We start from the raw sequence: 26,435 nt of genomic DNA on the forward strand, positions 1-26,435 counted from the left end.
GGCGCCAGGATGAGGCAGCAAGACATGTGCCGTCCGTCGGCCTGCCGCAGTGTCGCGATTACAAATTAAGCAAGGCCAAAGTCTATGCATTTGTCCGGTGAAAAAATGGGCAAATCCCCGTCACCCCGCCGTCGGACCCCGACGAGGCCTTCGGCAGGACCACGTCGGGGCGTAGCAATTTTCACCTAGAGAGCCTCCAAAAGCCCGAGGCGCGGGCGATTCCACCAAGGTTCGCTCGCGGTTGGGCTTGGCATGGGCGTTGCTGACGAGAGCCCGACACATGCCGGAGCTCCTGCATACATGGCCTCGCCTTCCACCCCCGTCGTGCCCGCAGCCCAGCCGCTGACGCTGGATGGCGTGACTCACAGCTATGGCGCGGGCTTCGCCGTGGACAACGTGACGCTGGAGGTGAAGGGCGGCGAGCTGGTGGCCCTTCTCGGTCCTTCCGGCTGCGGGAAGACCACGCTGCTGCGTATCGTCGCCGGCTTCATCCAGCAGACCAATGGCAAGGTGGTCATTGGCGACCGGCCCATCGATGAATTGCCGCCGAACCGTCGCGAGATCGGCATCGTCTTCCAGAACTACGCGCTCTTTCCGCACATGACCGTGGCCGAGAACATCGCCTATGGCCTCGCCGCCCGCGGCGAGAGCCGCGCGGTGCAGGCCGAGCGCGTCAAGGAGATGCTCGCCACCGTGCGCATGGAGGGCTTTGCCGAGCGCAAGCCGCGCCAGCTGTCCGGCGGCCAGCAGCAGCGCGTGGCGCTCGCCCGGGCGCTGGCCATCCGCCCGCGCATCCTTCTTCTCGACGAACCCTTCGCCGCTCTCGACAAGAACCTGCGGCTCGACATGCAGATCGAGATCAAGCGCCTGCAGCGGCAGTTCGCGCTGACGGCCATCATGGTCACCCACGATCAGGACGAGGCCATGTCGATCGCCGACCGCATCGCGGTCATGAGCCAGGGCCGCATCGAGCAGCTCGGCGCACCGGCCGAGATCTACGACGATCCGGCAACGCTCTTCGTGAATAACTTCATCGGCTCCAGCAACCTCTTGAAGGGCGCTGTCGAGGCCGTGGACGGCAGCGAGGCGCGTATCGCGCTCGCCTGCGGCGCCACCTGGACCGTGCCCGCTCGCGGCCGCTTCGAGCCCGGCGCGCCGGTCCTCGTCTCGGTGCGCCCCGAGCAGATGATGCTCGCCGACGCGGCGGCGCCGGATCGCATCCCCGTCGACCTGAAGCTCAGCCTGCCCATCGGCGGCGCGCTCATCCACGACGTCGCCGCCCCCGGTGGCGAGCAGCTCAAGATTGCCGTGCCGCGCCGGCCCGGCATGGCCGCCAGCGCCCCTGGCACCGCCCACGCCGCCCTTGCGCCGCACGCGCGCCCCGCCCTTTTCCCCGCAGCCTGATCCTCGTCTCCAAGGAGCCCCGCATGACCAAGCTCACCCGTCGTGACGTCCTCGCCGGCGCCTCGGCCCTCGGCCTTGCGGGCCTCGCGCCCCGCGGCGCCAGCGCCTCCGGCAGCATGACCGCCGCCATCTACCCCGGCACCTGGGAGGAGGCCTATCGCGCCGTCGTCGCCCCGGCGCTGAAGAGGGCCTCGGGCGTCGATGTCGCCTTCGACTCGCTCTTCGCCGTCGACCAGGTGGCCAAGGTCCGCGCCGCGCGCGGCGTACCGCCCTTCGACTGCTTCGTTCTCGACCCCGGCCCGGCCGCCGCCGCTCGCGCTGCGGGTCTCTTCGAGCCCATCGACTCCGCCAAGCTGACCAACGCGCCGAAGGTGCCCGCCGGCCTCATCACCCGCGATGGCGTCACCTGCAATGCCCAGGTGGTCGGCATCGCCTACAACCCGAAGAAGTTCCCGACCGCGCCGAAGAGCTGGACCGACCTGTTCCAGTCGCCCTTCGTCGAGCGCCTCGGCCTCACCGGCTTCCAGACCACCTTCGGCACCGTGTCGCTGATCGAGATGTGCAAGGCCTTCGGCGGGTCCGAGGCCAACATGGAGCCGATCTTCACCGAGCTGAAGAAGGCCGTCTCCAAGGTCGCCGCCGTGGCGGCGCCGGCCGCCATGCCTGGCCTGTTCCAGCAGGGCCAGATCGACGTGATGTACACCAACACCAACACGGTCGCGATCCTGAAGGGCCGCGGCGTCGACATCGCCTTCGCCGCCCCCGCCTCCGGCGCCATCACCTTCCAGACGACGCTGCATATCGTGAAGGGCGCCGAGAACGTAGCCAACGCCCACAAGTACATCGATGTCGCGATCTCGGCCGAGGTGCAGAACGCCCTGCAGCGCAGCCCCTACAACATGATCCCGATCAACAAGGACGTGACCTACGTCGACACGCTGGACATCAAGTCCATCGACGAGCTGGCCAAGATGGTCACCCACGACTGGACCCGGATCAATCCGCAGCGCGCGGCCTGGATCGAGCGTTTCAACAAGGAAATTACGAAGTAAGGCGCCGCGAATGGCCGCTGCCATCGCAACGGCGGGCGCCGCGCCCGCGGGGGACAAGGTCGACTGGCGTCTGGCGACGCCGCTCGGCCTGACCTACCTCGTCTTTTTCGCGGCGCCCTTCCTCATCCTGCTCGGCATCAGCTTCTACGCCGATGCCGAGCAGACGCGGCTGGGACTGGATAGCTGGCTCAAGTTCTACACCGACCGCTTCTATCTCAAGGTCATCTGGGACACGCTGAAGCTCGGCATCTTCGCCGTCATCGCCACGACGCTGCTCGCCTATCCGCTGGCACTGGTCTACCGCGCCGCTTCGCCGACCTGGCAGCGGGTTCTTCTCTTCATCATCCTGATGCCGCTGCTCACCTCGGTGGTGATCCGCACCTTCGCCTGGATCGTCATCCTGGCGCGCGAAGGCGTGGTGAACCAGACCCTCATGGCGCTCGGCCTCACCGCCACACCGCTCAACCTGCTGCAGACCGAACTCGGCCTCGTCATCGCGCTGACCCAGATCGAGATGCCGCTGATGCTGCTGCCGCTGCTCACCATCATGAACCAGATGGACCAGAACCTGGTGGACGCCTCGCGGGCCCTGGGTGCGTCCAAATGGCGGACCTTCTTCCGGGTCATCCTGCCGCTGACCCTTCCCGGCTGGATCGCCGGCGCGACCCTGGTCTTTGCCTCGGCCACCACCGCCTTCATCTCGCAGTCTGTGATCGGCGGCGCGCGGCTCGTCTACCTGCCCTCGCTGATCTGGCAGCAGTCCATGGTGGTCTATAACTGGCCCTTCGCCGCGGTCGCCTCGCTGACGCTGCTCTTCACCGTGCTCGCCGGCATCATGGCGCTGAGCTGGCTCGGCCGCTTCGCCCGGACCACCTGAGGCCCCCATGTCGCAGCGCTCCACTCCGGCCGATGTCTCCTTCAACCTCGTGGTGGGGGCTATCTCCACCGTGGCGATCCTCATCCTCGTGGCGCCGGTGATCATCGTCATCGCCACCTCCTTCACCACCAGCCAGGCCCTGCGCTTCCCGCCGCCCGGCCTGTCGCTGCGCTGGTATGGCGAGCTCTTCGATCCCGTCCGCTCGGCGCCGATCCACACCGCGGCGATCAACAGCGTCTGGGTCGCCGGCTGGGCGACTGTCATCGGCTCGGTTCTCTCGGTGCTCGCGGCGCTGGCCATCACCCGCGTCGCCCGTCCCTCGGCGCGGGCGCTGGAGGCAAGCTTCCTCTCGCCTCTCGTCCTGCCGACCCTCTCCTATGGCCTTGCCGCGCTGATGTTCTTCTCGGTGATGGGTATCCGCCCCTCGCTGAACCTGCTCATCGCCGGCCACCTCGTGGTCATCGCGCCCTTCGTCTTCCGCACGACCCTGGCGAGCCTCACCCAGCTCGATCCGGCTCTCCTGGAAGCCTCCGCCAATCTCGGCGCCAGCCGGTTCTATTCCTTCCGCCGCATCACCCTGCCACTCATCGCGCCGGGCATCGCGGCCGGCGCCTTCCTCGCCTTCATCGCCTCCATGGACAATGTGCCCGTGTCGCTCTTCCTCTCGACGGCGCGCACCTCCATGCTGCCCATCCGCATGTGGGGCATGATGGAATCGACCCTCGACGTCCGCATCGCAGCCATTGCCGGCGTGCTGATCCTCGCCACCCTCGTCCTCATGGTGGTGATGGACCGGCTCACCGGCCTCACCCGTCGCATGAGCGCCTGACGCCGTCCCCCCCGGAGCCCTGCCATGACCGTGCCCTACGACCGCGACCTCATCGGCTACGGCGCCAACCCGCCTGACCCGAAATGGCCGAATGGCGCCCGCATCGCCATCAACTTCGTCATGAACTACGAGGAGGGCTCCGAGCCCTCGGTCCAGGATGGCGAGGGCTTCACCGAGACGGCGCTCACCGAGTCCAGCAGCCTCAACATGCCGGTGAAGGGCCGCGATCTCGCGGGCGAGGGCATGTTCGCCTATGGCAGCCGCGTCGGCTTCTGGCGGCTCATGCGCCTGTTCCAGGAGCGGGGCCTGCCGATGACCGTCTTCGGCTGCGCGCTGGCCATCGAGCGCAACCCCGAGGCCGCCGCCGCCATCCGCGAGTCGGGCTTCGATGTCTGCTGCCATGGCTGGCGCTGGATCAAGCATTACGAGCTCGACGAGGCCGAGGAGCGCGAGCACATCCGCAAGGCGGTGGCTTCCCTCAAGGCGACCGTCGGCGACCGTCCGCTCGGCTGGTACTGCCGCTATGGGCCGAGCGTGAACACCCGCAAGCTCGTGGTCGAGGAGGGCGGTTTCCTCTACGATTCCGACGCCTATGACGACGAGCTTCCCTACTGGACGAAGGTCGACGGCAAGCCGCATCTCGTCGTGCCCTATTCGCTCGTCAACAATGACGGCAAGTTCGGCACCGGCTTCTTCGCCACCTCGGGCGACTATTTCGAATGGCATAAGGACGCCTTCGACATGCTCTATGCCGAGGGGCGCACCCAGCCGAAGATGATGTCGGTCGGCCTGCATATGCGGCTCATCGGCCATCCCGCGCGCGCCGCCGGCCTTGCCCGCTTCCTCGACTATGTGCAGTCCCACGAGGGAGTCTGGGTGACAAGGCGCCTCGACATCGCGCAGCATTGGGCAAAGACCCATCCCTTCCAGGGGTGAGGTCCGCGCCCAAGAGGAAACGTCATGCCCCATGAGCTCATCGTCGCGCTCGGCGACCGCACCTATCGCGTCGAGCGCCCCTTCGGCTCGTGGCCGACCAATACCGGCTTCGTCACCGACGTGACGGTCGATCCGCGCGGCCATGTCTTCGTCATGCTGCGCCACGATCCCCTCGTTCACCCCGCCGATGCCAGGGTGATCGAGCTCGATCCCGTGGGCCGCTACATCGCGGGATGGGGTGGCGAGGCCATCGCCGATTCGCACATGCTCACCGCGACCCCGTCGGGCCACCTCATCGCGGTGGACCGCGACATGCACGAGGTCATCTGGTTCACCGCCTCCGGCGAGCGCGTCGGCCAGCTGGGCGTTCGCGGCCGGCCGAACAGCCCGTTCAACCACCCGACCGATGTGGCCGTCGCCCCCTGGGGCGACATCTACGTCTCCGACGGCTACGGCGCCCCCCATGTCCACCGCTTCGCCTCCGATGGCCGCCACGTCCAGACCTGGGGCGGCCATGGCTCGGGCGACGGCGAATTCGTCTGGCCCCATTCCATCTGGGCCTTCGCCGATGGGCGCGTGGTGGTCATCGACCGCACCTGGAACCGCGTCCAGGTCTTCGACGGCGAGGGCCGCTGGCTCGACACCTGGTATGATTTCTACCAGCCGGTCGGCATCTGGGGCGATGTCGAGGGCAATGCCTACATCACCGACATGGTGCCGAGCCTCACCAAGGTCGCGCCCGACGGAACCCGTATCGGCCGCTGCCGTCCCATGCTGAACGGCGCCCACGGCCTCTGCGGCACGCCTTCCGGCGACATCCTGCTCGCCGAGGGCAATCCCAGCCGCATCACCCGGCTGAAACTCGTCGGCTGAGGCGCCGTCGCTGTTGCCAAAACCCCGGGGCGCGTCTAAAAGGCGCCCCCATTGCCGCGGTAGCTCAGCTGGTAGAGCACGTCATTCGTAATGATGGGGTCGGGGGTTCGAATCCCTTCCGCGGCACCACTCCTTCCCGGCCTCGCGACGCCGTCCCCGCCCGCTCAGGCGCGCGACCAGAGGCCGTTTTGCGCGAAGACCCGGCCCTCCGCCGCCAGCGCCGCCAGGTGCTGCTCGATCGTCCGCCGCTCGACGTCCTCGACCCACAGCTCCTGGTAATCTGCCGGATAGATCAGCCGTTCCGCCACCAGAGAGGCGATGGTGCGCGGCCCTCGCGCCAGCATGGTGAGGAGCTTGTTGTCGCGCACGTCGAGCTTCTCCGCATAGGCGGCTAGGTCGGCGAGGAAGCGCGCCCGGTCGGTATAGATTCCGCGGTGGTGGCCGGTGACGATGACCGAGGCAGGAACCTCGGGCAGCCGCTTCAGGCTCGCGCGGAAATCGGCGAGTGACGAGGTCGCGTCGCCGTAATAGGGGCCGAAGCCCGACAGATCGATGTCGGCGATGAAGGCAAGGCCTTGCGTCTCCTCGATCAGCGCGCAATGGCCGGCCGTATGGCCCGGCAGGAGCATGGCGGTGAGGCGCACGCCGCCGAGGTCGAAGACATGCCCGTCCTCGTAAGGCGTTGCGTCGGGGCGCGGCGTGAAGGCGAACTCAGACCGAAGCTTCTCCCGCATGGCCGGCCAGACCGCATCGCTGAGGCCGAGCGCGTCGCGATAGCCCTCCCAGCTCGCCGCTGCCGGCAGGTCGAGCCAGTGCACAGCCACATCCGCCCGGGGCACGCGGTGGAGCCCGGCCATGTGGTCCTCGTGGACATGGCTGAGGATGACGAGGTCGCAGCCGTCGAAGTCAGCGCCAACGCGGTTGGAACAGAGCGGCGCGTCCACCGCGGCCCGACTGTCGCGGCCCGTCACCACCATCATGTTGGCGTCCGGATACTTGCCGCTCTTGTGGCCGAGAAAAACGGTGATCGGCCCGAAACGGTGAGGCGTCGGCGGCGGCAGGTCGGCGGGACGGGGCAGGGCCATGATGCCCCCGAGACTGCGCGGCGGCCCGCCTGCCGGTCAATCGCGCTTGGCTCGTCCGCTTGGCCGATGGGGCGCCGTCAGGAGATTCCGGCAGCGGCCAGCGCCGTCGTCAGCGCCGCGATCTCCGTGGCCGTTGCGGGCGGCTGCGGCGGCCGCACCACCGCATTTGGCAGCCGTCCCAGAAGCTGGAGGCAGGCCTTCAGCCGCGCCGTCGCCCGCCCTCCCGGCGCGTCGCGATAGATCGCCACGGCCAGCGGATAGATGCGCTCGTGCAGCCGCCGCGCCTCCGCCCAGTCGCCCGCATCGGCCGCCGCGAAGAAGGCGGCGCAGAGCTCCGGGGCCACCGCCGCAAGGCTCACCTGGCTGCCGGCGCTGCCGATGATGTAGCTGGTGAGCAGGTGCTCGTCGCCCGAGCCCATGACCACGAAATCAGGCCGCGCGGCCTTGAGGAGCCGCAGGTTCTGCTCATAGGTCGCGACCTCCCAGCTGCCCTCCTTGACCCCGACGAAGCGCGGGTTGGCGGCAAGCGCGGTCAGCACCTCCGGGCGATAGGCCATGTGCCCGGCCCCCACCGGTGCGCCATAGACCAGGAGCGGCAGCGAGCAGCCCTCGGCGATGATCTCGTGGTGCAGCAGCACGGCCGCCGGATCATGCGACAGGGCGAAGGCATTGGGCGGGAAGATGAGGAGAATGTCGGCGCCGGCTGCCTCGGCGTCGCGGGCGTCGTCGGCGGCCTTAAGGCTCGATTCCGCGTTCACGCCGGAGCAGATGAGGCATTCGGCGGGCGCGACCTGACGGGCAATCTCCACCACCCGCCGCTTCTCCGCCGAGCTCAGCACGAAGTTCTCGCCGGCATGGCCGTTGACCAGCAGGCCGCGAATCCCCGGCACATGGGAGACGGCGGCGATGTGCTCGGCGAGGCGCGCCTCGTCGACGGCAAAGTGCGCCGTCATCGGCACGATGGTGGCGGCGTGGATCCCCCGGAGGCGGTCGGCGATCGTGGTCATCAGGCGGCCCTCCCGGCCTGCGGGGGAAGCAGCCGGTCAATGGGAAAGAGCGGCAGCGCGGGCTCGCGCTCCAGGATGAGGTCGGCGAGGAGGCGGGCGAGATAGGGTCCGCTCGTATAGCCGGAATGGACCGAGCCGCAGACATAGGCGTCGGGGATGCCGGGGATGGGCCCGACGGCGGGGAGGGCATCGGCGGTCTCGGCCTCGAGGCCCGCCCAGGCGCGGGCGAGCCGCGCCTCCTTCAGCGCCGGAATCGCGTGGCAGGCGAGGCGCACATTGCCGATAAGCCGTTCCGGCATGAGGGCGACGCCGCCGCGCTCGCGGTCGCCGACGCCCTGCCAGCCGCCGCCGATGACCGTGGTCCCGTGGGGATATTGCTTGAGCGAGAGGAGGCCGCTGGCGATGCCGATGACGGTTCGCATCACCGGACGCTGGCGCTCCGTCACCGCGAGCTGGTTGACAAGCACCTTGATCGGCAGGGGCACGCCGAGCCAGGCCATCATCGGTTCGATCCAGACGCCGCCGGCGATGACGAGGCGCTTGCCCCGCACAGGCCCCTGCGCCGTCTGGACGGCGAAGCCGCCCTCCTCGCGCTCGATGCCGGTGGCGGCGCGATGCTCCATCAGGGTCACGCCCGCATCGGTCAGGGCGCGGTGGAAGGCAAGGCCGGTGAGATAGGCATTGGCATAGCCGTCCACCTTGCAATGGCCGGCGAGCCTGACCCCATCGCCGAGGCCGGGCTCGACTTCCCGCGCCGCATTGGCGCCGATGAGCTCGATGGGCGCGCCGGCCTCGCGGCGCTTGCCCGCGCGATAGCTCAGCAGCTCCTCCTCGCGCTCGGTGAAGGCAAGCGACAGCCCGTCGCAGACGACCACACCGACATCGTGGCCGAGCCAGTTGGGTGCATCGGCCCACATGGCATGGGCGCGCAGCGCATAGGGGATGAGCGCGACGCGCGTCATCTGCAGGGTCAGCGTGCCGGCATTCACGCCCGAGGCTTCGCGGCAGAGCGCGCCGCGCTCGACCAATGCCACCTTCAGGCCGCCGCGCGCCGCCATCAGGGCGACCGTGCAGCCATGGATGCCGCCGCCGACCACCACGAGGTCATGACGCGCACTCATAGCGGAGCCGGCGTCGGAATGGGGATGTCGTCATAGGAGAAGGCGCCGATGACCTCTCCCAGCGGGACAGGCCGCAGCGGCGGGCGTCCCGTCCATTGGCCGACCTCCTGTCGCGACATCCGGAGCCGTGCCGCCATCAGTTCCTGCACCGTGTCGGCGCAGGAGCGACCCTGGCAGGGGCCCATGCCGCAGCGGGTGAAATGCTTGAGCTGGTCAATCTGCGTCGCCCCCGCGTCGACCGCAGAATCGATCTCGGCGCGGGTGACGTCCTCGCAGCGGCAGACGACGGTGTCGGCCGCGATGGCGCGAACCTGCGCCGGGCGCTGCGCCATCAATCCCGCCATGGCGTCGGAGAAGGGTGTTGCCGCCGCCATGTTCGCCCGCGTCGCTTCGGCCTCTGCCATGCGGCCGGCGAGATGCCAGCCGAGCGCTTCGCCGGCGAGGCTCGCCATGGCCTGACCGCGAATGCCGGCGCCGTCGCCGATCGCATGGAGGCCGGGAAGGCTCGTCTGGAACGCGCCGTCCACGACGGGAATCCAGCCGCCGCGCAGCCGGTCGAACCGGTGCTCTGCGCGCAGGAGCCGCGTGACCTCGCAGGCCGTGGTGAGGCCGTGGCCGATGATGAGCCCGTCCGCCTCGATGATCTGCTCGGGGCCTTCCGTCGGTGCGCCATCCGCATCCACCGGGCCGATGACGACGCGGGTCACCGCCTCGCCACCCTCGACGCGGCGGACGCCATGGCCGGACAGCACGGGTACGCCCGCCTTGGCCACGGCGAAGCCCCATGCGAGCCCACGCGCGGCGAGGCGCGGCTGGCCAAGGATGGCGGGAAGGCGCGTGAGCCAGGCGCTGCGCGGCGCGATGTCGACGACCGCCGCGACCTCGGTGCCCGCCTTGACGAGGCCGGCGGCGACAACGGCCAGCAGCGGCCCACATCCCGCGACGACCAGGCGACGGCCCGGCACGACGCCGTGGGACTTCAGCAGCACGGTCGCAGCCGCGAGCCCGATGACGCCCGGCGTTGTCCAGCCCGGGAAGGGGACGACGCGCTCATGCGCGCCGGTGGCGACGACAAGGAAGGGGGCCTCGAGCGCGGTTGGACCATCTGGCCCCAGCGTGTCGACGCGGTAGCCTGTGTCCGTCCGCACCACCGACCAGACACGATGGCCAAGGCGACGTGTTGCGGGCGAGGCGGCGAGCCGCCGGCGAAGCGTGTCGCCCGAGGCCTGGTCCGCGTCGCCCTTTCCCGGAAAGCCGCCCATGGGCGCGCGCCAGACCTGGCCGCCGGCGCGTGGCTGTTCGTCGATGACGGCGACCCTGCGTCCGGCTTCCGCCGCAGTGGCGGCGCAGGTCGCACCCGCCGGACCCGCGCCGAGCACGATGACGTCGAACGCGGCCATCATGGCGCGCCCCTGAGTTCGATCGCCATGCCCGCGGTGACCGGCGTCAGGCAGGCCTGTCGCACGCTGCCATCGACGAGGATGGCGCATTCTTGACAGGCGCCCATGAAGCAGAAGGCGCCGCGCGGGGTGCCGTCGCGCGGGCTGCGCCTCAGCAGCACATGACCCTCGCAGAGCAGTGCCGTGGCGAGGCTCTCGCCCGCCGGCAGCATCGCCGGTTCACCGTCGATGGTCACCGCGACGCGCTCCGGCGCCGCATGGAGGCGGCGGGCGGTCATCGCGGGCCGGCCTCGCGGCGAACCCCGCGCGCCTCGTGGACGAGCTTCCTCTCAAGCCTCCGGCCGACCTGCGCGAAGCTCCAGGAGATGACGAAGTAGGCCACGAGGATCGTGCCGAAGCAGATGAGCGCGGAGAAGCCGCGCTGGTTGAGCGCCCGGGCGGCGAAGGTGAGCTCAAGGAAGCCGATCTGCGAGACCAGCGAGGTCTCCTTGATCATGCTCACCGTGTGGATGGTGGAGGGCGGCAGGATGATCCGCCAGGCCTGCGGCAGGATGATGCGGAACAGCGCCTGGATCGGCGGGATGTTGAGGGCGGCGGCCGCCTCCCACTGGCGCTGGTGCACGGCCTCGTAACCGGCACGGATGTTTTCCGCGGCCAGCGCCGACATGCGCAGCGCCACCGCCGTCACCGCGATGACGAAGAGGCTCTGGTTGGCGCCTGACAGCTGGAAGCCGAAGAAGACGCACATCAGCAGCACGAGGAAGGGGATGCGCCGGATCGCCTCGACCAGTGTGATGAGCAACCCGCGCACCGGCGCGACCGGCATGATGGCGGCAAGCCGCAGCGTCGCGACAACGAAGCCGATGAGGTAGCCGATGAGACAGCCGATCAGCGAGACGAGGATGGTGTTGAGCGCCGCCTGCCCGAGGAACACCATGTTCCAGTAGGTGTAGAAGCGCGGCGCTTCCGCGAGGAACTGCTGGATCGCCGTCATCAGAAGGCCCTCGCCTTCACCCGGAAGGCGAGCCGCCCGAAGGTGTAGAGGATGGCCGAGGCGATGATGGTCAGGCCGATATAGATGAGCGCCGTCAGCGAGAAGATCTCGATGGAACGGAAGCTGATGGCATTGGCGTTGAGGGCCCGCGCGGTCAGTTCCTCGACACCGAAGATCGCGGCCATCGAGGTGCCGAGCGTCATGATGATGTACTGGTTGGACAGCGACGGGTAGAGCGCCTTGATGATGTGCGGCGCGATGACGTGGCGCACGGTCTGCACCCGCGTGAAGCCCAGCGTCTCAGCCGCATCGATCTCGGCCTGTGGCAGCGACTGGAAGCCGGCGCGCTGGATCTCGGTGAGATAGGCGCCCGCGTTCAGCGTCATGCCGATCAGCACCGCCTGCACCGGCGATAGGAGGATGCCGAATTCCGGCAGGGCGAAGAACAGGAAGAAGATCTGAACGAGCTGCGGCGTGTTGGTGAAGAAGCTGACATAGGCCCGCACGCCCCAGCGGGCCATGCGCGGCCCGTAGGTCATCACCGACGCACCAACCAGGCCGATGAGCAGCCCCAGCGCGAAGGCGACAAGGGCGATGACGAGCGAGATCGCCGCGCCGATCAAGAAGTCGGGCAGGTAGCGGAGGACCTGGCCGTATTGCAGGGTCATGCTGCTCTCCTGGTGACCCGGCCGTGGCCGGGTCCCGGACGATGCGCCGGCTCAGGGCCGGCGCGGCACCCGTCAGAGGATCGAGGGCCTCAGAACATGGGGTTCATCGGAACGGGCGTCTTCATCGGCACGCCGAACCACTTTTCCCAGGTCTTGCCGACGAAGCCGGAGCGATGCATCTCGAACAGCACGATATTCAGGACATCCTTCAGCGTCGTGTTGCCCTTCTGCACGCCGATGCCGACCCAGGTGCTGGCGAGCACCTCGTCCAGCACCTTCCACTGCACTCCGGCGACGTTCTTCATCGGCACAACGATGGACTCGAGGACGTCGACCATGGCGTCGGCGCGACCCTGCTGCAGGGCGCGGAACGTGTCGGGGTAGTTGTCGAGCAGCGTCACCTGGGCCTTCGGTGCATTGGCCTGGATCCACGGGATGCCGACAGTGCCGCGCACCTGGACCAGGCGGACGGCGGGGTTGTCGAGGTCGGCGGGCTTGGCGATCGGCACGGCCGTGCCGCTCTGCTTGGTGAGGATGACCACGCTCTGGGTGTGCAGCGGGATCGTGTAGTCGATGACCAGGGCCCGCTCGACCGTGCGGGTGATGGCGCCGAGGACGATGTCGATCCGGTCGGCCTGCAGGAAGGGGATGCGGTCCGGCGAGCCGACCTGCACGATCTCGAGTTCGACGCGCATCTGCCGGGCGATCTCGCGGGCAATGTCGGCGTCGAAACCGTCGATCTGGTTCTGCTGGTTGAACACGCCGAAGGGCACGAGCGTCGGGTTGATGCCGGCACGCAGCTTCTTGGTCGACAGGACCTCGGCGAGCGGCTTGGCCAGCGCGGCCTTGGTCAGGCCGAGGCCGGCGAGGCTCGCGGCGCCGATGAGGGCGCCGCGACGCGACAGCCCGCCTGTTCCCTTCGCGCCCTTGATACGATCCGCGCTCATGAGTGCCCCCTCTCGTTTGGCCAGGATTGTATACCGATGTTGTGCAATCTTCCGTCTCGGTGCAAGCTGAATCATCGGGCAGGCGATGGAACGCGAGGCGCAGTTGTCTTTTCTGGAGTTGCAGGGCGTGAGCGCCAACTATGGGCGTCAGGAGGTGCTCACGGACGTCTCGGTGAGCATCGCCAAGGGCGAGGTCGTGGCGCTGATCGGGCCGTCCGGCTCGGGCAAGAGCACGCTGCTCCGCACGCTGATCGGCCTCAACAAGCCGACGCGCGGCACGGTGCGCCTCGCCGGCGAGACGATCGGCTATGACCAGGCCAAGTCGCTGCGCCGTGCCCGCGAGCAGTTCGCGATCGTCTTCCAGCAGTACAATCTCTTCCAGAACATGACGGCACTGCGCAATGTCGCCATCGCCCCGCAGATCGTGAAGAAGCGGCCAAAGGCGGAGGTTGAGGCCGAGGCGGCGAAGCTGCTTGAGCGCGTCGGCCTTGGCGCCAAGCTCGGTGCCTATCCGGACGAGCTCTCCGGCGGGCAGCAGCAGCGCGTGGCCATCGCCCGGGCGCTTGCCCAGCACCCCGCCATCCTGCTCCTCGACGAGATCACCGCCGCCCTCGATCCCGAACTCGTCACCGAGGTGCTCGACACGATCCGCGGCCTCGCGGCCGAGGGCATGACGATGCTCGTCGTCAGCCACGAGATGGCCTTCGTGCGCGAGGTCGCGACGCGGGTGATCTTCATGGACCGCGGCCGCATCGTCGAGACGGGCAGCCCGAAGGATATCTTCGAGAACCCGCAGACCGAGCGCCTGCGCGACTTCACCGCCAAGATCCTGCGGCACTGAGGAGGCGACCCATGCGCCCGCCGCCGCCCGGCCTTGACCTCCTCGCCGGCGCCGTCGACGGCCATGTCCATGCCTGTCCGCACATCAACGGACGGCGCCTCGACGTCTTCGAGGCGGTGCGCGAGGCCGCCGCCGCCGGCATGGCCGGCCTCGGTCTCATGGACAATTTCGCCAATTCCTCAGGGATTGCGGCCCTCGCCATGCGCGAGCTCGGTCACCTCGGCGTCGAGGTCTTCGGCGGCCTCATCATGGAGCCGCCGGCCGGCGGCGTCTCGGCGGAGGCCGCGCGCATCGCCCTAGCCTATGGCTATGGCGCGGGAACCGGCGCGCGCTTCCTGTCGCTGCCGACCCACCACACCCGCCATGTCGCGCGGCAGGAGCACCGTTCGCCCCTCCATGTCGAGGCCTGCTTCGCCGTACCGGAGTCGGGGCCTCTGCCCGATCCGCTGCCCGAGATTCTCGACCTCTGCGCGGCCCACGACGTGGTGTTCAATCTCGGCCATGTCGCGGATGCCGAGGCCGTGCGTCTGGCGGAGGAGGCGAAGGCCCGCGGCGTCGCCCGCATCCTCTTCCCCACCAACCATGCCGCGCCCGAGGCCGTCGCCGCCGTGGTCGCGGCGGGTGGCCATGTGGAGTTCTCGTTCTTCTTCGTCAGCCACGCCACGGCCGTCGGGCTCACCCATGTGGATTCCGAGAAACACACCATCGCCGCCTCCGGCGTCGGCGATATGGTCGCGCGTATCGCTGCAGCGCCGCCTGAGCGCGTGATTCTGTCGAGCGACTGCGGGGTGTGTCTGCTGCCGCCGCCGGTCGAGGGCCTGCGCTGCTTCCTCATGTTGCTGGAGGCGGCAGGCGTGCCGCGCCAGGTTCTGACACAGGCGGTCCGGGACAATCCCCGCCGGCTCTTCCGGATCAGCGCACCGTCGCCAGCGCAAAATCCCTGAGGCTGCGGCAATGCACCTGCACCGCGGTGCGGGCGGCGCGGCGGTCCGCGGCCTCCAGCGCAGCGAGAATGGCGAGGTGCTCGGTCGAGTCGGGCTCCAGCCGGTCCTTGAGCTTGGCGATCTCGAAGAGCCGCGTCGTTACGCGCAGCGCCCGGATCATCTCCGCCATGACCGGATTGCCGCAATGGTCGATGTAGAGACCGTGCAGGCGGTCGTCGGACTGCCAGTGCGCCTGCGTGTGATAGGAGGTCGAGGACATCAGGGTCTCGATCTCGTGGCGCGTCGCAGCCAGTTCCTCGCCGGGAATGGCGCCGATGGAGAGCGCGGCTGCCTCGCCTTCGAGGATCTCGCGGACCTTCAGGCTGTGGAGATATTCGCCGAGGTCGACAAGACGCACGACATAGGAGCGGTTCGCCACCTTGCGCACCAGCCCCTCGCCCTCCAGTCGCTGCAGCGCCTCGCGCAGCGGCGTGCGGGAGATCCCCAGAATGTCGGCAAGCCGCGCCTCGACGATGGTGTCGCCGCCCCTCAGCCGGCGGTCACGGATCATCTCGGACACGGCCTTGTGGGCGAGCGACGATAGGTTCACGCCACCCCCGGAGGTCAGGTGGTCGGCCGAAAGGTCTCTGTCAGGATTGAGGACAGTTGTCATACCGCCTCCCTACACCCATCGTCAGCGGTCGTCACGGACGAGTTGCGTGTTACTCATGCCGCCATAGGCCTTGCCAAAATGCGCCTCGATGCGCCTCTGGATGAAGTCCCATCCGGTGGTCATCACCAGATAAATGATCGCGACGACGCAGAAGATCTCGAGCACCTCGAACCGCTGCTGCATCAGGATCTGCCCGCGCCGCAGCAGCTCTTCCATTGAAATGACCGAGGCGATCGACGTCGTCTTCAGGAGGCCGTTCACCGAATTGCCGAGCGGTGGGATGATGACGCGCAGCGCCTGCGGCATGGTGATCAGCACGAAGGCGAGGCGCCGGTTGAGGCCGAGCGCCTTGGCCGCGTCCTTCTGCCCTGGCCCGACCGACAGGATGCCGCCGCGCAGGATCTCGGAGAGGTAGGCCGCCTCGTTGAGGGCAAGGCCCAGGACGGCCGATTCGAACACCGAAAGCCGTACCAGGCCGAGCTGCGGCAGGCCCGTATAGATGATGATGAGCTGGACCAGCAGGGGCGTGCCGCGGAACACCCACACATAGAACTTGGAGATACCCGACAACACACGCGACGACGACATGCGCATCAGCGTGATGACAAGCCCGAGCACGAAGCCGAGGACGAGCGTCGACAGCGTCAGGAACAGGGTGACCAGGGCGCCTTCGAGCAGATAGGGGTTGGTGAAATAGCTGAAGAAGCCTTCCCAGTTCCACACGCGCATCGGCGGGGCTCCTCGGGGTATGGGCGGCCGGAAGGGCTCCGGCCGCCGGACTGCGGATGCTGCGAAATCAGGCGGGGCCGGGACCGTCGATCTTGAACGTGTCGCCCTCGATCTTCAGCACGCCGTAGCGGTCGAAGAGCTGGTCGTAGTAGCCGGACTTCTTGAGGTCGTTCAGCGATCCAACCACGGCCTCGGCCAGCGTCTTGTTGGCGAAGGCGAAGGTCGCGGTCTGCGGGAACAGGCCGGCGACGGCGCGGGTGAAGTCGCCGCGGCCTTGCCAGAACATCGCCGTGGCGTCGATGGAGGTCGAGGCCTGGACCTGGCCGGCGCGCAGCGCCTGGAAGGCCTCGGCGAAGTTGTTGAAGGTGCGAATGGTGATGCCGGCGAGGCCCTTGGCCTTCAGCATCGTGTCGACCTCGCGGGTGCGCCGCTCCTCGATGCCACCGAGCTCGACCGAGACCGCCTTGCCGGCGAGGTCTTCCCACTTCTCGATCTTCAGCGGATTGCCGCGCGCCACGAGGAAGCTGATCGCCGCCCGCTCGTAGGGCACCATGTACATCAGCTTGGAGCGCTCTTCGGTCCAGAAGATGCCGGTGTTGATCATGTCCCAGCGCCTGGCGGCGAGGCCCGGCACCATGGCGGCGAACTCGATCCGCACATATTCCGGCGTCAGGCCGAGGCTCTTGGCGATCTCGTTGCCGAGCTCGACGCGCATGCCCTGCAACTGTCCGCGATCATCGACGAACTGCAGTGGCGGCAGGGTCGGGTTGACCGACATGACGAGCGTGCCGGGCTTGATGATGTTGGGCGCGGCGATCTTCGCCTGGGCGAAGGCGCGGCCGGGCAGGGCCGCTGCGAGGCCGACAGCGGCGGTGCCTGCCAGCAGCGTTCGGCGATCGATCAGGGTCAGGGACGGATCACGACTCATGGTGCGACACTCCTTCATCGCGCCGCCCGGTTCGGGAGCGGCTTCATCCCGATTGTATGCACAGCGTATGCCACGATAAGCTGGAACCGCAAGCGGCGCGGGGCGATGAATCAGCAGGTCCGGTGTGGTCCTGACGCGGGCCTCCCAGTGGGCCAGACAGCGCCCGACACGATGAGGACCAACGCATGAGCGGCACGATCATCACGGTCAGCGGACCGGTCGCGGCGGAGGCGCTGGGGCCGACGCTCATGCACGAGCACGTTCTCTGCGACCTCACCCGACCGGAATGGCGCGGCCAGGGCGGCGACTTCTCGATCACCCTCGACAATCGCCACGAGCTCGATTACCGGCCGATGGTCCCCGGCCACCACATCCTCGCCGACCGGGCCGTCGCGGCGCACGATCTCGCGGCATTTGCCTCCGCCGGCGGCAGCGCCATCGTTGACCTTACGACAGGCGGCATCGCCCCCGACCCCATCGGCCTGCGCGACCTCTCCCGTGAGACGGGCGTGCACATCGTCCTCGGCGCAGGGTTCTATACCGACGGCTATGTCGATGAGGCGACGCGGGAGGCGCCGGTCGAGGCCCTGGCCGAGACGATCGTCGCGCAGGTGACGGAGGGCGCCTGGGGCACCGACGTGCGCTGCGGCGTGATCGGCGAGATCGGCGTCTCCTGGCCGATGACGCCCTTCGAGCGGCGCTCGCTGATCGCCGGCGCCAAGGCCCAGCGGCGGACGGGAGCGATGATCAACGTCCATCCCGGTCGCCATCCGCAAGCCTGCACCGAGATCTGCGACGTGCTCGAGACGGCCGGCGCCGACCTCTCCCGCGTGGTCATGAGCCACATGGACCGCACCCACCCGGAAGATGTGGACGCGGTCGTGGCGCTCGCCCGCCGCTGCGTCGTCGAATACGACTTCTTCGGCATCGAGACATCGAACTACTGGATGGGCGTGGTCGACCTGCCCAACGACTGGATGCGCCTGCGGGCGCTTCGCCGGCTCTTCGATGCGGGCCTTGGAGACCGCGTCGTCATCAGCCACGACATCTGCACCCGCACCCGCCTTCTTGCCCAGGGCGGCCACGGCTACCGGCACATCCTCGCGAATGTCCGCCCGCTCATGCGCGACCGCGGCTGGAGCGAGGCCGAGATCGAGACGCTCCTCGTCGCGACCCCGCGCCGGTTGCTGGCGATCGGCTGATTACTCGGCCGCCACTGCGCTGGTCGGGAGCAGGCCCATGCCGGCCAGCACCTTGCGCAGCGCCGGCTTGTCGGCCTCGGGTAGCGGCAGGCGCGGGGCGCGCGGCGGACCCATCTGCATGCCCATCATCTCGAAGGCCGCCTTGGTGCCGGAGACATAGCGCGGCCCGCCGACGAAGGGCAGCAGCGGAATCAGCTTGCGGTGAATGGCCGTTCCCTCGTCGAGGTCGCGGCGGTCCACCGAGGCGTTGAAGAGCTCGGCCGACAGGCGCGGCGCCACGTTCGAGCAGACCGCCACCCAGCCCTCGGCGCCGAGCCAGAAGGATTCGAAGCCGAGCACGCCGGCAAAGACCGTCATGCGGTCGCCGCAGATGCGGACGATGTCGCGCACGCGGGTGACGTCCAGGGTCGATTCCTTGATGTAGCAGCAGCCCTCGATCGTTGAGAGCCGCGCCACGGTCTCCGGCAACAGGTCCACATTGGCGGTGGCCGGGTTGTTGTAGACCATGATGGGGATGGAGATGGCGTCCGCCACGGTCTTGTAGTGGACGTAGAGCTCGTCCTCGGTCGGCACGCTGTAGAAGGGCGGGATGATCATCACGCCGTCGGCGCCCTGGGCCTCCGCCTCGCGCGACATGGCGACCACGTCGCGGGTCCATTCGCCGCCCGTGCCGATCAGCACCGGCACGCGGCCGGCGGCGGTCTTCACCACCGTCTCGACGATGGCGCGGCGCTCGTCCGGCGTCACCGACAGGAACTCGCCGGTGGAGCCGAGCGGGATGAGGCCGTGAATGCCCTCGGCGATCTGGAATTCGACCAACCGCGCCAGCGCCGCGAGGTCCACCGCCGACCCATCGGCCGTAAAGGGGGTGACCAGCACCGTGTAGGTTCCACGAAACGGGCGCATGGCCTTCTCCTCGGATGGCTTCCGGTCAGATGATCGAAACAGTATATGCCTTGTATGCAAAGCGATAGGCAACATGACCCCGGCCCTGCGTCCTGACCTCGCGCCGGAGGAGGCCCTCCGCTTCACCTTCGATGGACAGGCCATTCTCGCCCGCCGGGGAGAGACGATCGGCGCTGCGCTCGCCGCACAGGGCATGGCGGCCCTGCGGCAGACGCGGAACGACCGCCCCCGCGGCATCCATTGCGGCATGGGGGCCTGCTTCGACTGTCTCGTCACTGTTGACGGCCGCACAGGTGTGCGCGCCTGCCTGGAGAAGGTCACCGACGGCATGGCCGTCGGCTCGGCTTCCGGCACGGCCGAGACTCTGGCCGATCTCGCGCCGCCTGCGGCCGGCCCCTTGCCGCGCCGCGCCGTCGACGTGCTGGTGGTCGGCGCAGGACCGGCGGGTGCAACAGCTGCTGCGCTCCTGGCCGAGGCCGGCGCCAGCGTCATCGTCTGTGACGAGCGGGCGGCCACGGGTGGCCAGTATTTCAAGCCGCGGCAGGTGGGCGATCCCTCTGCGACTCCGGCCGATGCGCAATTCGCCGAGGGGCGCGCGCTGGACCAGCGCCTGCGCCGCTCCGGTGCCGAACTCTGGACCTCCGCCACCGTCTGGTACGCCTCGGCGGGCGAGGGCGTCGGCGTGCTGCGCCCCGAGGGCGCCTGTGTGGTCGAGCCGCGCTTCACCATCATCGCCACGGGGGCGAGCGAGCGCCCCGTGCCGCTGCCCGGCTGGACCCTGCCCGGCGTGATGACCACCGGCGGCCTGCAGGGCCTCGTCCGGGCGCAAGGGGCGATTCCCGCCGGCCCCATCGTTATCGCCGGATCCGGCCCGCTCAACATCCAGATGGCGCTGGAACTGGTGAAGGCCGGGCACAGGCCGGCCGCGGTGATCGATTCGGGTCCCGGGCCCTCGCTGGCCGCGCTCGCGCCCTTCGCCCGGATGCTCGCCGCCGACTGGCGCCTGACCCTCGCCGGCATCGGCCAGCTCGCAGCCCTGCGCCGTGCCGGGGTGCCGGTGCTGTGGGGCAGCACCGTTGCGGCGATCCATGGCACGGATGGCGTGGAGGCTGTGGAGATAAGCCGCGCCGATGGCGCGACCGACCGCATCGCCTGCCACACCGTCGCGCTCAACATGGGCTTCCAGCCCCAGGCGGAACTTGCCCGGCAGCTCGGATGCCGGCTCACCTATGTCGATGCCGCCGCCGGCCACGTCGCCGTCCAAACGGCCGATGACGGTGCGACGAGCGTGCCGGGCATTCATGCGATAGGCGATGGCGCGGCCATCGGTGGATCGCGGGTGGCGCTGGCGCAGGGTGCGCTGGCGGCCGGCTCGATCGCGGCGAAGCTCGGCCTCAGGCCTCCTCCGGAAGCGGCCACGGCGCCCGCCGACCTGGCCAAGGCCCGCCGCTTCCAGGCGGCCCTCTGGTCGCTGTTCACGCAGCCAAAATTCGACGCTGGGTCCATTGCCGACACGACCCATGTCTGCCGCTGCGAGGAGGTGACCGCCGGCGCCGTGCGCGAGGCCTGCCGTACGGCGAGCCCGACGCTGGCGGCGGTGAAGCGCCTCACCCGCGCCGGCATGGGCCGCTGCCAGGGCCGCTTCTGCGCCGGCCCGCTCACCCGCCTCGTCGCGGCGGAGGGCGGCCCCGCGCCCGATGTCGGCGCCTTCTTCGCGCCGCGACCGCCGGCCCGGCCCGTGCCGCTTGGCGCCATCGCGGTTGAGAAGGCGGAATGGGGTGGCCACCGCCAGTCTGCCCCGCCCGCGGTCTCGCCGCGCGTGACGCTGCAACGCGAGCCCTTCGGCCGCATCGACACCGATGTCGTGGTGATCGGCGCCGGCGTGGTGGGCTCCGCGGTCGCCTGGGAGCTCGCCCGCTCCGGCGTTTCCGTCACCGTCGTCGACCGGCACGAGCCCAACGTCCAAGCCTCAGGCGCCAATGCCGGCAGCCTCCACGTCCAGCTCCTCTCTTTCGATTTCGGCGCCAAGGCCCAGGCCGGCGGCCGCCCGGCGGCGGAGGTGCTGCGCATTGCCCCCGTCTCCATCCGCCTGTGGAAGGAGATCGAGGCTCTGTCGGGAGCCGATTTCGAGATGGCGACGCCCGGCGGCGTCATGGTCGGCGAGAGCGAGGCCGACATGGCCTTCCTCGCCCAGAAGACGGCGCTGGAGAAAAGCTACGGCATCGATTCCGAGCTGATCGGCGCCAACGAGCTGCGCAGCCTCGAGCCGCTGATCGCCCCGCATTTCACCGGCGCCGCGCTCTGCCGCGACGAGGGCAAGATCAATCCGCTCAGGGCGACGCCCGCCATCGTCGCCATGGCGAAAGCAGCCGGGGCGCGGTTCGAGACCTTTGCCGGCGTCACGTCCATCGAACGCGAGGGCGCAGGCTGGCGCGTCGAGACGGAAGCCGGGACAGTGGTCGCCCGCCGCGTCGTCAATTGCGCCGGCGGCTGGGCCTCGCGCGTCGCCGCCATGGCGGCGCGGCCGATCCCCGTCCAGGGCGCGCCCCTGCAGATGATTGTCACCGAGCCCGGGCCGACAATGGTCAAGCACCTCGTCGCCCATGCGAGCCGGCACCTGAGCCTCAAGCAGGCCGATACGGGCGGCCTCGTCATCGGCGGCGCCTGGCCGGCCTCGCTCGACCCGGCGACGGGCGCGAGCCATGTCGAGATGGCGAGCATCGAGGGCAATGCCTGGGTTGCCGCGCATGTGCTGCCCGCGGCGGCGCGGCTGCGCATCGTCCGTGTCTGGGCGGCGATGAACATCAACATCGACGGCGCGCCGATCCTCGGCGAAATGCCTGGCGCGCCTGGGTTCTTCAACTGCGTGACCTCGAACGGCTATTCGCTGGCGCCGGTCGTCGCCCGTATCACCCGCGACCTCATGGTCGACGGCCGCTCAGACCTGCCGCACGCCATGTTCGGGCTCGACAGGTTCTAGCCACACCAGTCCTTCAGGATCGCCGCCACCACCGCCACGCAGCGTTCATGGTCGGCGGCGTCCACCCATTCATCGGCAAAGCCGTTCTGGGTGAGGTTGCCGCCGAGCGGCCCGAGGCCGATGCAGGGAATACCGGCCTGCAGGATCGGCACCCGGATATCGCTCGCCGTATGGACGGGATTGACGAAGGACGGCTTGCCGACCACGGCGGTGATGGCGGTATCGGCGGCGCGGAACAGCGGATGATCGGCCGGAACTTCGGCGCCCGCGACGCCGGCGAGGAAGGCGATCTCCGGCTTCGGCAGGGCGTCGAAGGGGGCGCGCTGGAAGACCGCCTTCACAGTCGCTGCGATCTCCCCCCGCACGTCGGCGAGGCGCTCGCCCGGCGGCATCGACACCGCGCCCTCGATCACGCCGGAGACGGCGATGGTGTTGCGCTTACCCTCGACCCCGAGCCGGGCATGGGAGACGTGGAGGTTGGTCGCACGCCCGACGAAGCCGGCGATGCGCTCATGGCGGATGCGCGCGCCGCGCGCCTGGTCCAGCTCAGCGAGGGCAGCAAGCAGCGCCGCCTGAACGGTTGCAGCGCTCACTGCGCGATGCGCAAAGGCGGTCTGACCCGGCTCCACCGTCTCCGGTGCCTTGCCGGCAAAGGAAATCCGGAACTCCACCAGGCCCGGCGTGCAGGCCTTCACCTCCGCCATGCCCATGCCGGACTCGGCGGGGTGGAGGTAGAGCGCCGCGTCGGGTGGGACCATCCGCGCCAGCAGGGCAGCGACGCCGCGGGCGTGGCGCTTGCTCGGCGTCGAGGCGATGATGATGTCGCCCGCCGGGCGCCAGCCATCTGCCTGGGCCAGCGCCAGCCCCGAGATCATCGCAGCGACGCCGCTGAGATCGTCGGCGACGCCGAAGCCAACGATGCGGCCGTCGCGGATTACGCCGGCGAAGGGATCGACGCTCCAGCGGGAGAGATCGCCGTGCGGTTCGCCGTCGGGATGGGCAAAGAGGATGAGGCTGCGTCCGCCGCCGCTCCCCTTGAGGCGGCCCACCACGGCGCGGCGCAGGCCCGGCTGGATCGTCTGGCCGGTGGCGAATTCCTCTTTGAGGGTCACGCCGGCGGGATCGTAATCGACCGTCTCGACCGCGCAGCCGATCGCCGCAAGCGCATCGGCGACCCGTGCCTGAACGGCCGCTTCGCCGTCGCGGCCAAGGCGGATGAGCTCCTGCAGGAAGGCAACGGGCGTTGGGCTGGTCATGCGGGCCTCAGGGCAGGGGATGGCCACGCCCGGTGGCGCGGGCGGCGGCGAGGATCTGGCGGGCTGCGACATTGTCCTCGAAGGCACGGCCATCCGAGAGGACGATGCGCCGGCCCTGGGCAGGCGCGCTCGCGCGGCCAACGGCGAGGTCGTCGATCCCGATGAGTGCGCGGCTCGCGACCGCATGCCCGGCCCATTGCCGGCGCAGCCGCTCGGGATGGTCGGAGATGACGGTATCAGCGGATGCGACAAGGGCAGGGTCGAGTTCGTGCGCCTCGGGATAGAAGGGGCCGACCCCGACGAGGATGCCGCCATCCGGCAGCGGCCCGACCGGCAGCGGCGTCGCAGCCAGCGACAGGGTCACCAGGGCATCGGCCCGTCCGGCAAGGCCGGCCAGCGGGGCCGCCTCGCATCGTGCGGCGATGGCGGGCGACAGGCTGGCCACAAAGGTGTCAGCCGCCTCGACACCCCGCGAGGCCGAGGCGATGATCACCCGCTCCGCGATGTCCGTCTCGATCAGTACCCGCGCATGGGTGCGCGCCTGCAGGCCGGTGCCCACCAGCGCGATGGTCGCGTTCGTCACCCCGAGCAGGCGCAGCGCCAGCGCGGTGACACCCGCGGTGCGATAGGCCGTCAGCCTGCGGGCCGAGAGGATGGCGGCGATCTGGCCGGTGGTGGGCTCGGCGGCAATCACGACCGCATCGATCTCGGGGCGCCCCTCGGCCGCATTGGCGGGCCGTCCCGCCAGCACCTTGGCGGAGGCGAGGTCGCCGCCGTGATCCACCGCCGGGAAGACCGAGAGATAGCCGGTCGCGCCATCCGTGCCGTCGATCCGCGCCGCGTCACGCTCGATAAAGCGGCCAAGGTCGGCGAAAGCCTGCGCCAGCCCGTCGACCAGCATCGCCGGGTCGACGAGCGCTTCGACATCCGCTTCGCCAAGCCAGAGAACCGCCATGGCACGGAGACTGTCACGCAGGTCCCCGGCCGTCCATGCCGGGGCGGCGCTGCCACCCCTGCGGCGGACGCGCAGGCGTCAGTGAATCTCGGGCTCGGGGATCTTCGCCGTGCCCTCGAGGAAGTCGAAGTCGCAGCCCTGGTCGGCCTGCCGGATATGCTCGGCCGACATCTTGCCCCAGCCGCGCGGATAGTCGCGGTCCGGCGGCGTCCAGGCGGCGATGCGGGCGGCGATCTCGGCCTCGGTGAGGTTCACCGAGATGGAGCGCGCCTCCACGTCGACGCTGATCAGGTCGCCGGTCTTCACCGCCGCCAGCGGCCCGCGCACATAGGCCTCCGGCGCCACGTGGAGCACGCAGGCGCCATAGCTGGTGCCTGACATGCGGGCATCGGAGATGCGCAGCATGTCGCGCACGCCCTGCTTCAGCAGCTTCTTCGGGATGGGCAGCATGCCCCATTCGGGCATGCCTGGTCCGCCGACGGGGCCGGCATTCTTCAGCACCATGACGTGGTCGGCGGTGACGTCGAGGGTCTCGTCGTTCACCGCCTTGGACATCTCGTCATAGGTCTCGAAGACCAGCGCCGGGCCGGTATGCTTCAGGAGCCGTGGCTCGGCCGCCGAGGGCTTGATGACACAGCCGCCGGGGGCGAGGTTGCCGCGCAGCACGGCAAGGCCGTTCTCGGTGGAGACGGGCTTGTCCAGCGGCCGGATGATGTCCGCGTCATAGACCTGCGCCAGGTCGATCATGTGCGAGAGCGGCTTGCCCGTCACAGTCATGGCGTCGGTGTGAAGGAGGCTCTTCAGCTGCTTCAGCATGGCCGGCAGGCCGCCCGCATAGTAGAAGTCCTCCATGAGGAAGCCGCCGGAGGGCCTGATATTGGCGATGACCGGCACCTTCCGCGAGAAGGCGTCGAAGTCGTCGGGCGTCAGCGGCACGCCGGCGCGGCCCGCCATGGCGATGAGGTGGATGATGGCGTTGGTCGAGCCCGCCACGGCCATGTGAACCACCAGGGCATTCTCGAAGCTTTTCCGGGTGAGGATCTTGTCCGGCGTCAGGTCGTCCCAGACCATCTCGACGATGCGCTTGCCGGCCATGGCGGCCATGCGGGGATGAGCCGAATCCGCAGCCGGAATCGCCGAGGCGCCGGGCAGGGTCAGGCCGAGCACCTCGGCATGGCTCATCATCGTCGCCGCGGTGCCCATCACCATGCAGGTGCCGAAGGAACGGGCGATGCCCGTCTCCATGTCGTTCCACTGCGCTTCGGTGATGTTGCCGGCTTCCTTCTCGGCCCAGTACTTCCAAACGTCCGAGCCCGAGCCGAGCGTCTTGCCCGCCCAGTTGCCGCGCAGCATCGGCCCCGCCGGCACGAAGATGAAGGGCAGGCCGGCGCTGGTCGCGCCCATGACGAGGGCGGGGGTGGACTTGTCGCAGCCGCCGAGCAGCACCACGCCGTCGAGCGGGTGGGAGCGGATCGATTCCTCCGCCTCCATGGCGAGGAAGTTGCGGTAGAGCATCGTTGTCGGCTTCTGGTACTGCTCCGACACCGACATGACCGGGATCTCGACCGGGAAGCCACCGGCCGCCCAGACGCCGCGCTTTACCGCCTCCGCGCGGTCGCGCAGGTGAAGGTGGCAGGGGTTCACGTCCGACCAGGTGTTGATGATGCCGATGACCGGCTTGCCCATGAACTCGTCGCGGCCATAGCCCATCTGCAGCGTGCGGGAGCGATGGCCGAACGAGCGCATGTCGCTGGTCCCGAACCAGCGGTAGCTGCGCAGATCCTTCGGCGACTTCTTGGCGGACATGGGACGTTCCTCGGCAATCTTGTTCTGGAAGTGTCAGGCGCTT

25 protein-coding genes and 1 tRNA gene are annotated in these 26,435 nt (G+C 69.2%); 11 read left to right on the forward strand and 15 right to left on the reverse strand.

The window, feature by feature from the left end:
- Positions 1 to 300: 300 nt before the first annotated feature.
- The 7 genes from C8P69_RS18595 to C8P69_RS18625 all read left to right on the forward strand — a co-directional run bounded on the left by C8P69_RS18595 (position 301) and on the right by C8P69_RS18625 (position 6,100).
- Positions 301 to 1,404 (forward strand): ABC transporter ATP-binding protein, encoded by a 1,104-nt coding sequence (locus C8P69_RS18595; protein WP_108178941.1) that lies wholly within the window; start codon positions 301 to 303, stop codon positions 1,402 to 1,404.
- 23 nt (positions 1,405 to 1,427) lie between these two features.
- Positions 1,428 to 2,456, forward strand: a complete 1,029-nt coding sequence (locus C8P69_RS18600; protein WP_108178942.1) for an extracellular solute-binding protein — start codon at positions 1,428 to 1,430, stop codon at positions 2,454 to 2,456.
- Between the two features lie 10 nt (positions 2,457 to 2,466).
- Positions 2,467 to 3,333 (forward strand): ABC transporter permease, encoded by an 867-nt coding sequence (locus tag C8P69_RS18605; RefSeq protein ID WP_108178943.1) that lies wholly within the window; start codon positions 2,467 to 2,469, stop codon positions 3,331 to 3,333.
- Between the two features lie 7 nt (positions 3,334 to 3,340).
- A complete protein-coding gene (locus C8P69_RS18610; RefSeq protein ID WP_108178944.1) occupies positions 3,341 to 4,162 on the forward strand; it encodes an ABC transporter permease in 822 nt (273 codons plus the stop codon).
- Between the two features lie 24 nt (positions 4,163 to 4,186).
- Entirely contained in the window at positions 4,187 to 5,098 is a 912-nt protein-coding gene (locus C8P69_RS18615; RefSeq protein ID WP_211353846.1) for an allantoinase PuuE, read from the forward strand.
- Positions 5,099 to 5,122: 24 nt separating this feature from the next.
- Positions 5,123 to 5,971: an NHL repeat-containing protein gene (locus tag C8P69_RS18620; protein ID WP_108178945.1), complete on the forward strand. Its 849-nt coding sequence runs from the start codon at positions 5,123 to 5,125 to the stop codon at positions 5,969 to 5,971.
- 53 nt (positions 5,972 to 6,024) lie between these two features.
- Positions 6,025 to 6,100, forward strand: a tRNA-Thr gene (locus tag C8P69_RS18625).
- A 35-nt stretch (positions 6,101 to 6,135) separates the two neighbouring features.
- On the opposite strand, the gene C8P69_RS18630 is transcribed toward C8P69_RS18625, so the two are convergent.
- The 8 genes from C8P69_RS18630 to C8P69_RS18665 all read right to left on the reverse strand — a co-directional run bounded on the left by C8P69_RS18630 (position 6,136) and on the right by C8P69_RS18665 (position 13,193).
- Positions 6,136 to 7,056, reverse strand: a complete 921-nt coding sequence (locus C8P69_RS18630) for an MBL fold metallo-hydrolase (protein WP_108178946.1) — start codon at positions 7,054 to 7,056, stop codon at positions 6,136 to 6,138.
- Between the two features lie 77 nt (positions 7,057 to 7,133).
- The gene (locus C8P69_RS18635; RefSeq protein WP_108178947.1) at positions 7,134 to 8,063 is read right to left on the reverse strand and encodes a dihydrodipicolinate synthase family protein; all 930 of its coding nucleotides are present in this window, start codon (positions 8,061 to 8,063) and stop codon (positions 7,134 to 7,136) included.
- A complete protein-coding gene (locus C8P69_RS18640) occupies positions 8,063 to 9,184 on the reverse strand; it encodes an NAD(P)/FAD-dependent oxidoreductase (protein ID WP_108178948.1) in 1,122 nt (373 codons plus the stop codon). The genes C8P69_RS18635 and C8P69_RS18640 overlap by 1 nt, the downstream gene beginning before the upstream one ends.
- Positions 9,181 to 10,587 carry an FAD-dependent oxidoreductase gene (locus C8P69_RS18645; protein ID WP_108178949.1) on the reverse strand — a complete coding sequence of 469 codons (1,407 nt, stop codon included), beginning with the start codon at positions 10,585 to 10,587 and terminating at the stop codon, positions 9,181 to 9,183. The genes C8P69_RS18640 and C8P69_RS18645 overlap by 4 nt, the downstream gene beginning before the upstream one ends.
- Positions 10,584 to 10,862 carry a (2Fe-2S)-binding protein gene (locus tag C8P69_RS18650; RefSeq protein WP_108178950.1) on the reverse strand — a complete coding sequence of 93 codons (279 nt, stop codon included), beginning with the start codon at positions 10,860 to 10,862 and terminating at the stop codon, positions 10,584 to 10,586. Before C8P69_RS18650 ends, C8P69_RS18645 begins: the two co-directional genes overlap by 4 nt.
- Positions 10,859 to 11,578: an amino acid ABC transporter permease gene (locus C8P69_RS18655; protein ID WP_108178951.1), complete on the reverse strand. Its 720-nt coding sequence runs from the start codon at positions 11,576 to 11,578 to the stop codon at positions 10,859 to 10,861. The genes C8P69_RS18650 and C8P69_RS18655 overlap by 4 nt, the downstream gene beginning before the upstream one ends.
- Complete coding sequence (locus tag C8P69_RS18660; RefSeq protein ID WP_108178952.1) at positions 11,578 to 12,246, reverse strand: amino acid ABC transporter permease; 669 nt, start codon at positions 12,244 to 12,246, stop codon at positions 11,578 to 11,580. Before C8P69_RS18660 ends, C8P69_RS18655 begins: the two co-directional genes overlap by 1 nt.
- A gap of 89 nt (positions 12,247 to 12,335) precedes the next feature.
- Positions 12,336 to 13,193, reverse strand: a complete 858-nt coding sequence (locus C8P69_RS18665) for a transporter substrate-binding domain-containing protein (protein ID WP_170118298.1) — start codon at positions 13,191 to 13,193, stop codon at positions 12,336 to 12,338.
- Between the two features lie 103 nt (positions 13,194 to 13,296).
- Between C8P69_RS18665 and C8P69_RS18670 the strand changes: the two genes are divergently transcribed.
- Together C8P69_RS18670 and C8P69_RS18675 are read left to right on the forward strand one after the other, a co-directional pair.
- Positions 13,297 to 14,034, forward strand: coding sequence for an amino acid ABC transporter ATP-binding protein (locus tag C8P69_RS18670; protein ID WP_108179022.1), 738 nt, complete (start codon positions 13,297 to 13,299; stop codon positions 14,032 to 14,034).
- Positions 14,035 to 14,045: 11 nt separating this feature from the next.
- Positions 14,046 to 14,978 carry a DUF6282 family protein gene (locus C8P69_RS18675; RefSeq protein ID WP_108178954.1) on the forward strand — a complete coding sequence of 311 codons (933 nt, stop codon included), beginning with the start codon at positions 14,046 to 14,048 and terminating at the stop codon, positions 14,976 to 14,978.
- Here C8P69_RS18675 and C8P69_RS18680 read toward each other — a convergent pair.
- The 3 genes from C8P69_RS18680 to C8P69_RS18690 all read right to left on the reverse strand — a co-directional run bounded on the left by C8P69_RS18680 (position 14,947) and on the right by C8P69_RS18690 (position 17,287).
- The gene (locus tag C8P69_RS18680; protein ID WP_108178955.1) at positions 14,947 to 15,630 is read right to left on the reverse strand and encodes a GntR family transcriptional regulator; all 684 of its coding nucleotides are present in this window, start codon (positions 15,628 to 15,630) and stop codon (positions 14,947 to 14,949) included. The two genes, C8P69_RS18675 and C8P69_RS18680, sit on opposite strands and share 32 nt — an antisense overlap.
- 21 nt (positions 15,631 to 15,651) lie before the next feature.
- Positions 15,652 to 16,359 (reverse strand): amino acid ABC transporter permease, encoded by a 708-nt coding sequence (locus C8P69_RS18685; protein WP_108178956.1) that lies wholly within the window; start codon positions 16,357 to 16,359, stop codon positions 15,652 to 15,654.
- Positions 16,360 to 16,426: 67 nt separating this feature from the next.
- Positions 16,427 to 17,287, reverse strand: a complete 861-nt coding sequence (locus C8P69_RS18690; protein ID WP_108178957.1) for an ABC transporter substrate-binding protein — start codon at positions 17,285 to 17,287, stop codon at positions 16,427 to 16,429.
- 185 nt (positions 17,288 to 17,472) lie between these two features.
- Here C8P69_RS18690 and C8P69_RS18695 point away from each other — a divergent pair, with 185 nt between their 5' ends.
- A complete protein-coding gene (locus tag C8P69_RS18695) occupies positions 17,473 to 18,489 on the forward strand; it encodes a phosphotriesterase family protein (protein ID WP_108178958.1) in 1,017 nt (338 codons plus the stop codon).
- Here the strand turns inward: C8P69_RS18695 and dapA are convergent, their stop codons facing one another.
- Positions 18,490 to 19,395 carry a 4-hydroxy-tetrahydrodipicolinate synthase gene (dapA, locus tag C8P69_RS18700; protein ID WP_108178959.1) on the reverse strand — a complete coding sequence of 302 codons (906 nt, stop codon included), beginning with the start codon at positions 19,393 to 19,395 and terminating at the stop codon, positions 18,490 to 18,492.
- Positions 19,396 to 19,468: 73 nt separating this feature from the next.
- Between dapA and C8P69_RS18705 the strand changes: the two genes are divergently transcribed.
- Positions 19,469 to 22,375 carry an FAD-dependent oxidoreductase gene (locus C8P69_RS18705; protein ID WP_108178960.1) on the forward strand — a complete coding sequence of 969 codons (2,907 nt, stop codon included), beginning with the start codon at positions 19,469 to 19,471 and terminating at the stop codon, positions 22,373 to 22,375.
- Here C8P69_RS18705 and C8P69_RS18710 read toward each other — a convergent pair.
- The 3 genes from C8P69_RS18710 to araD form a co-directional block, all read right to left on the reverse strand.
- Positions 22,372 to 23,631: a M20 family metallopeptidase gene (locus C8P69_RS18710; protein ID WP_170118300.1), complete on the reverse strand. Its 1,260-nt coding sequence runs from the start codon at positions 23,629 to 23,631 to the stop codon at positions 22,372 to 22,374. The two genes, C8P69_RS18705 and C8P69_RS18710, sit on opposite strands and share 4 nt — an antisense overlap.
- A gap of 7 nt (positions 23,632 to 23,638) precedes the next feature.
- Complete coding sequence (locus C8P69_RS18715) at positions 23,639 to 24,586, reverse strand: hypothetical protein (protein WP_108178962.1); 948 nt, start codon at positions 24,584 to 24,586, stop codon at positions 23,639 to 23,641.
- Between the two features lie 78 nt (positions 24,587 to 24,664).
- A complete protein-coding gene (gene araD, locus C8P69_RS18720) occupies positions 24,665 to 26,392 on the reverse strand; it encodes an L-arabinonate dehydratase (protein WP_108178963.1) in 1,728 nt (575 codons plus the stop codon).
- Positions 26,393 to 26,435 lie beyond the last annotated feature (43 nt).

This window comes from Phreatobacter oligotrophus (genome assembly GCF_003046185.1).
Classification (GTDB): Bacteria; Pseudomonadota; Alphaproteobacteria; order Rhizobiales; family Phreatobacteraceae; genus Phreatobacter; species Phreatobacter oligotrophus.

Coding starts and splice junctions, on each gene's coding strand:
- C8P69_RS18630 (WP_108178946.1), bottom strand. CDS start 7,056: ATGGCCCTGCCCCGTCCCGCCGACCTGCCGCCGCCGACGCCTCACCGT.
- C8P69_RS18610 (WP_108178944.1), top strand. CDS start 3,341: ATGTCGCAGCGCTCCACTCCGGCCGATGTCTCCTTCAACCTCGTGGTG.
- C8P69_RS18715 (WP_108178962.1), bottom strand. CDS start 24,586: ATGGCGGTTCTCTGGCTTGGCGAAGCGGATGTCGAAGCGCTCGTCGAC.
- C8P69_RS18685 (WP_108178956.1), bottom strand. CDS start 16,359: ATGCGCGTGTGGAACTGGGAAGGCTTCTTCAGCTATTTCACCAACCCC.
- C8P69_RS18710 (WP_170118300.1), bottom strand. CDS start 23,631: ATGACCAGCCCAACGCCCGTTGCCTTCCTGCAGGAGCTCATCCGCCTT.
- C8P69_RS18640 (WP_108178948.1), bottom strand. CDS start 9,184: ATGAGTGCGCGTCATGACCTCGTGGTGGTCGGCGGCGGCATCCATGGC.
- C8P69_RS18660 (WP_108178952.1), bottom strand. CDS start 12,246: ATGACCCTGCAATACGGCCAGGTCCTCCGCTACCTGCCCGACTTCTTG.
- C8P69_RS18620 (WP_108178945.1), top strand. CDS start 5,123: ATGCCCCATGAGCTCATCGTCGCGCTCGGCGACCGCACCTATCGCGTC.
- C8P69_RS18655 (WP_108178951.1), bottom strand. CDS start 11,578: ATGACGGCGATCCAGCAGTTCCTCGCGGAAGCGCCGCGCTTCTACACC.
- C8P69_RS18650 (WP_108178950.1), bottom strand. CDS start 10,862: ATGACCGCCCGCCGCCTCCATGCGGCGCCGGAGCGCGTCGCGGTGACC.
- C8P69_RS18605 (WP_108178943.1), top strand. CDS start 2,467: ATGGCCGCTGCCATCGCAACGGCGGGCGCCGCGCCCGCGGGGGACAAG.
- C8P69_RS18675 (WP_108178954.1), top strand. CDS start 14,046: ATGCGCCCGCCGCCGCCCGGCCTTGACCTCCTCGCCGGCGCCGTCGAC.
- C8P69_RS18635 (WP_108178947.1), bottom strand. CDS start 8,063: ATGACCACGATCGCCGACCGCCTCCGGGGGATCCACGCCGCCACCATC.
- C8P69_RS18695 (WP_108178958.1), top strand. CDS start 17,473: ATGAGCGGCACGATCATCACGGTCAGCGGACCGGTCGCGGCGGAGGCG.
- C8P69_RS18595 (WP_108178941.1), top strand. CDS start 301: ATGGCCTCGCCTTCCACCCCCGTCGTGCCCGCAGCCCAGCCGCTGACG.
- C8P69_RS18615 (WP_211353846.1), top strand. CDS start 4,187: ATGACCGTGCCCTACGACCGCGACCTCATCGGCTACGGCGCCAACCCG.
- C8P69_RS18665 (WP_170118298.1), bottom strand. CDS start 13,193: ATGAGCGCGGATCGTATCAAGGGCGCGAAGGGAACAGGCGGGCTGTCG.
- dapA (WP_108178959.1), bottom strand. CDS start 19,395: ATGCGCCCGTTTCGTGGAACCTACACGGTGCTGGTCACCCCCTTTACG.
- C8P69_RS18645 (WP_108178949.1), bottom strand. CDS start 10,587: ATGATGGCCGCGTTCGACGTCATCGTGCTCGGCGCGGGTCCGGCGGGT.
- C8P69_RS18600 (WP_108178942.1), top strand. CDS start 1,428: ATGACCAAGCTCACCCGTCGTGACGTCCTCGCCGGCGCCTCGGCCCTC.
- C8P69_RS18690 (WP_108178957.1), bottom strand. CDS start 17,287: ATGAGTCGTGATCCGTCCCTGACCCTGATCGATCGCCGAACGCTGCTG.
- araD (WP_108178963.1), bottom strand. CDS start 26,392: ATGTCCGCCAAGAAGTCGCCGAAGGATCTGCGCAGCTACCGCTGGTTC.
- C8P69_RS18705 (WP_108178960.1), top strand. CDS start 19,469: ATGACCCCGGCCCTGCGTCCTGACCTCGCGCCGGAGGAGGCCCTCCGC.
- C8P69_RS18680 (WP_108178955.1), bottom strand. CDS start 15,630: ATGACAACTGTCCTCAATCCTGACAGAGACCTTTCGGCCGACCACCTG.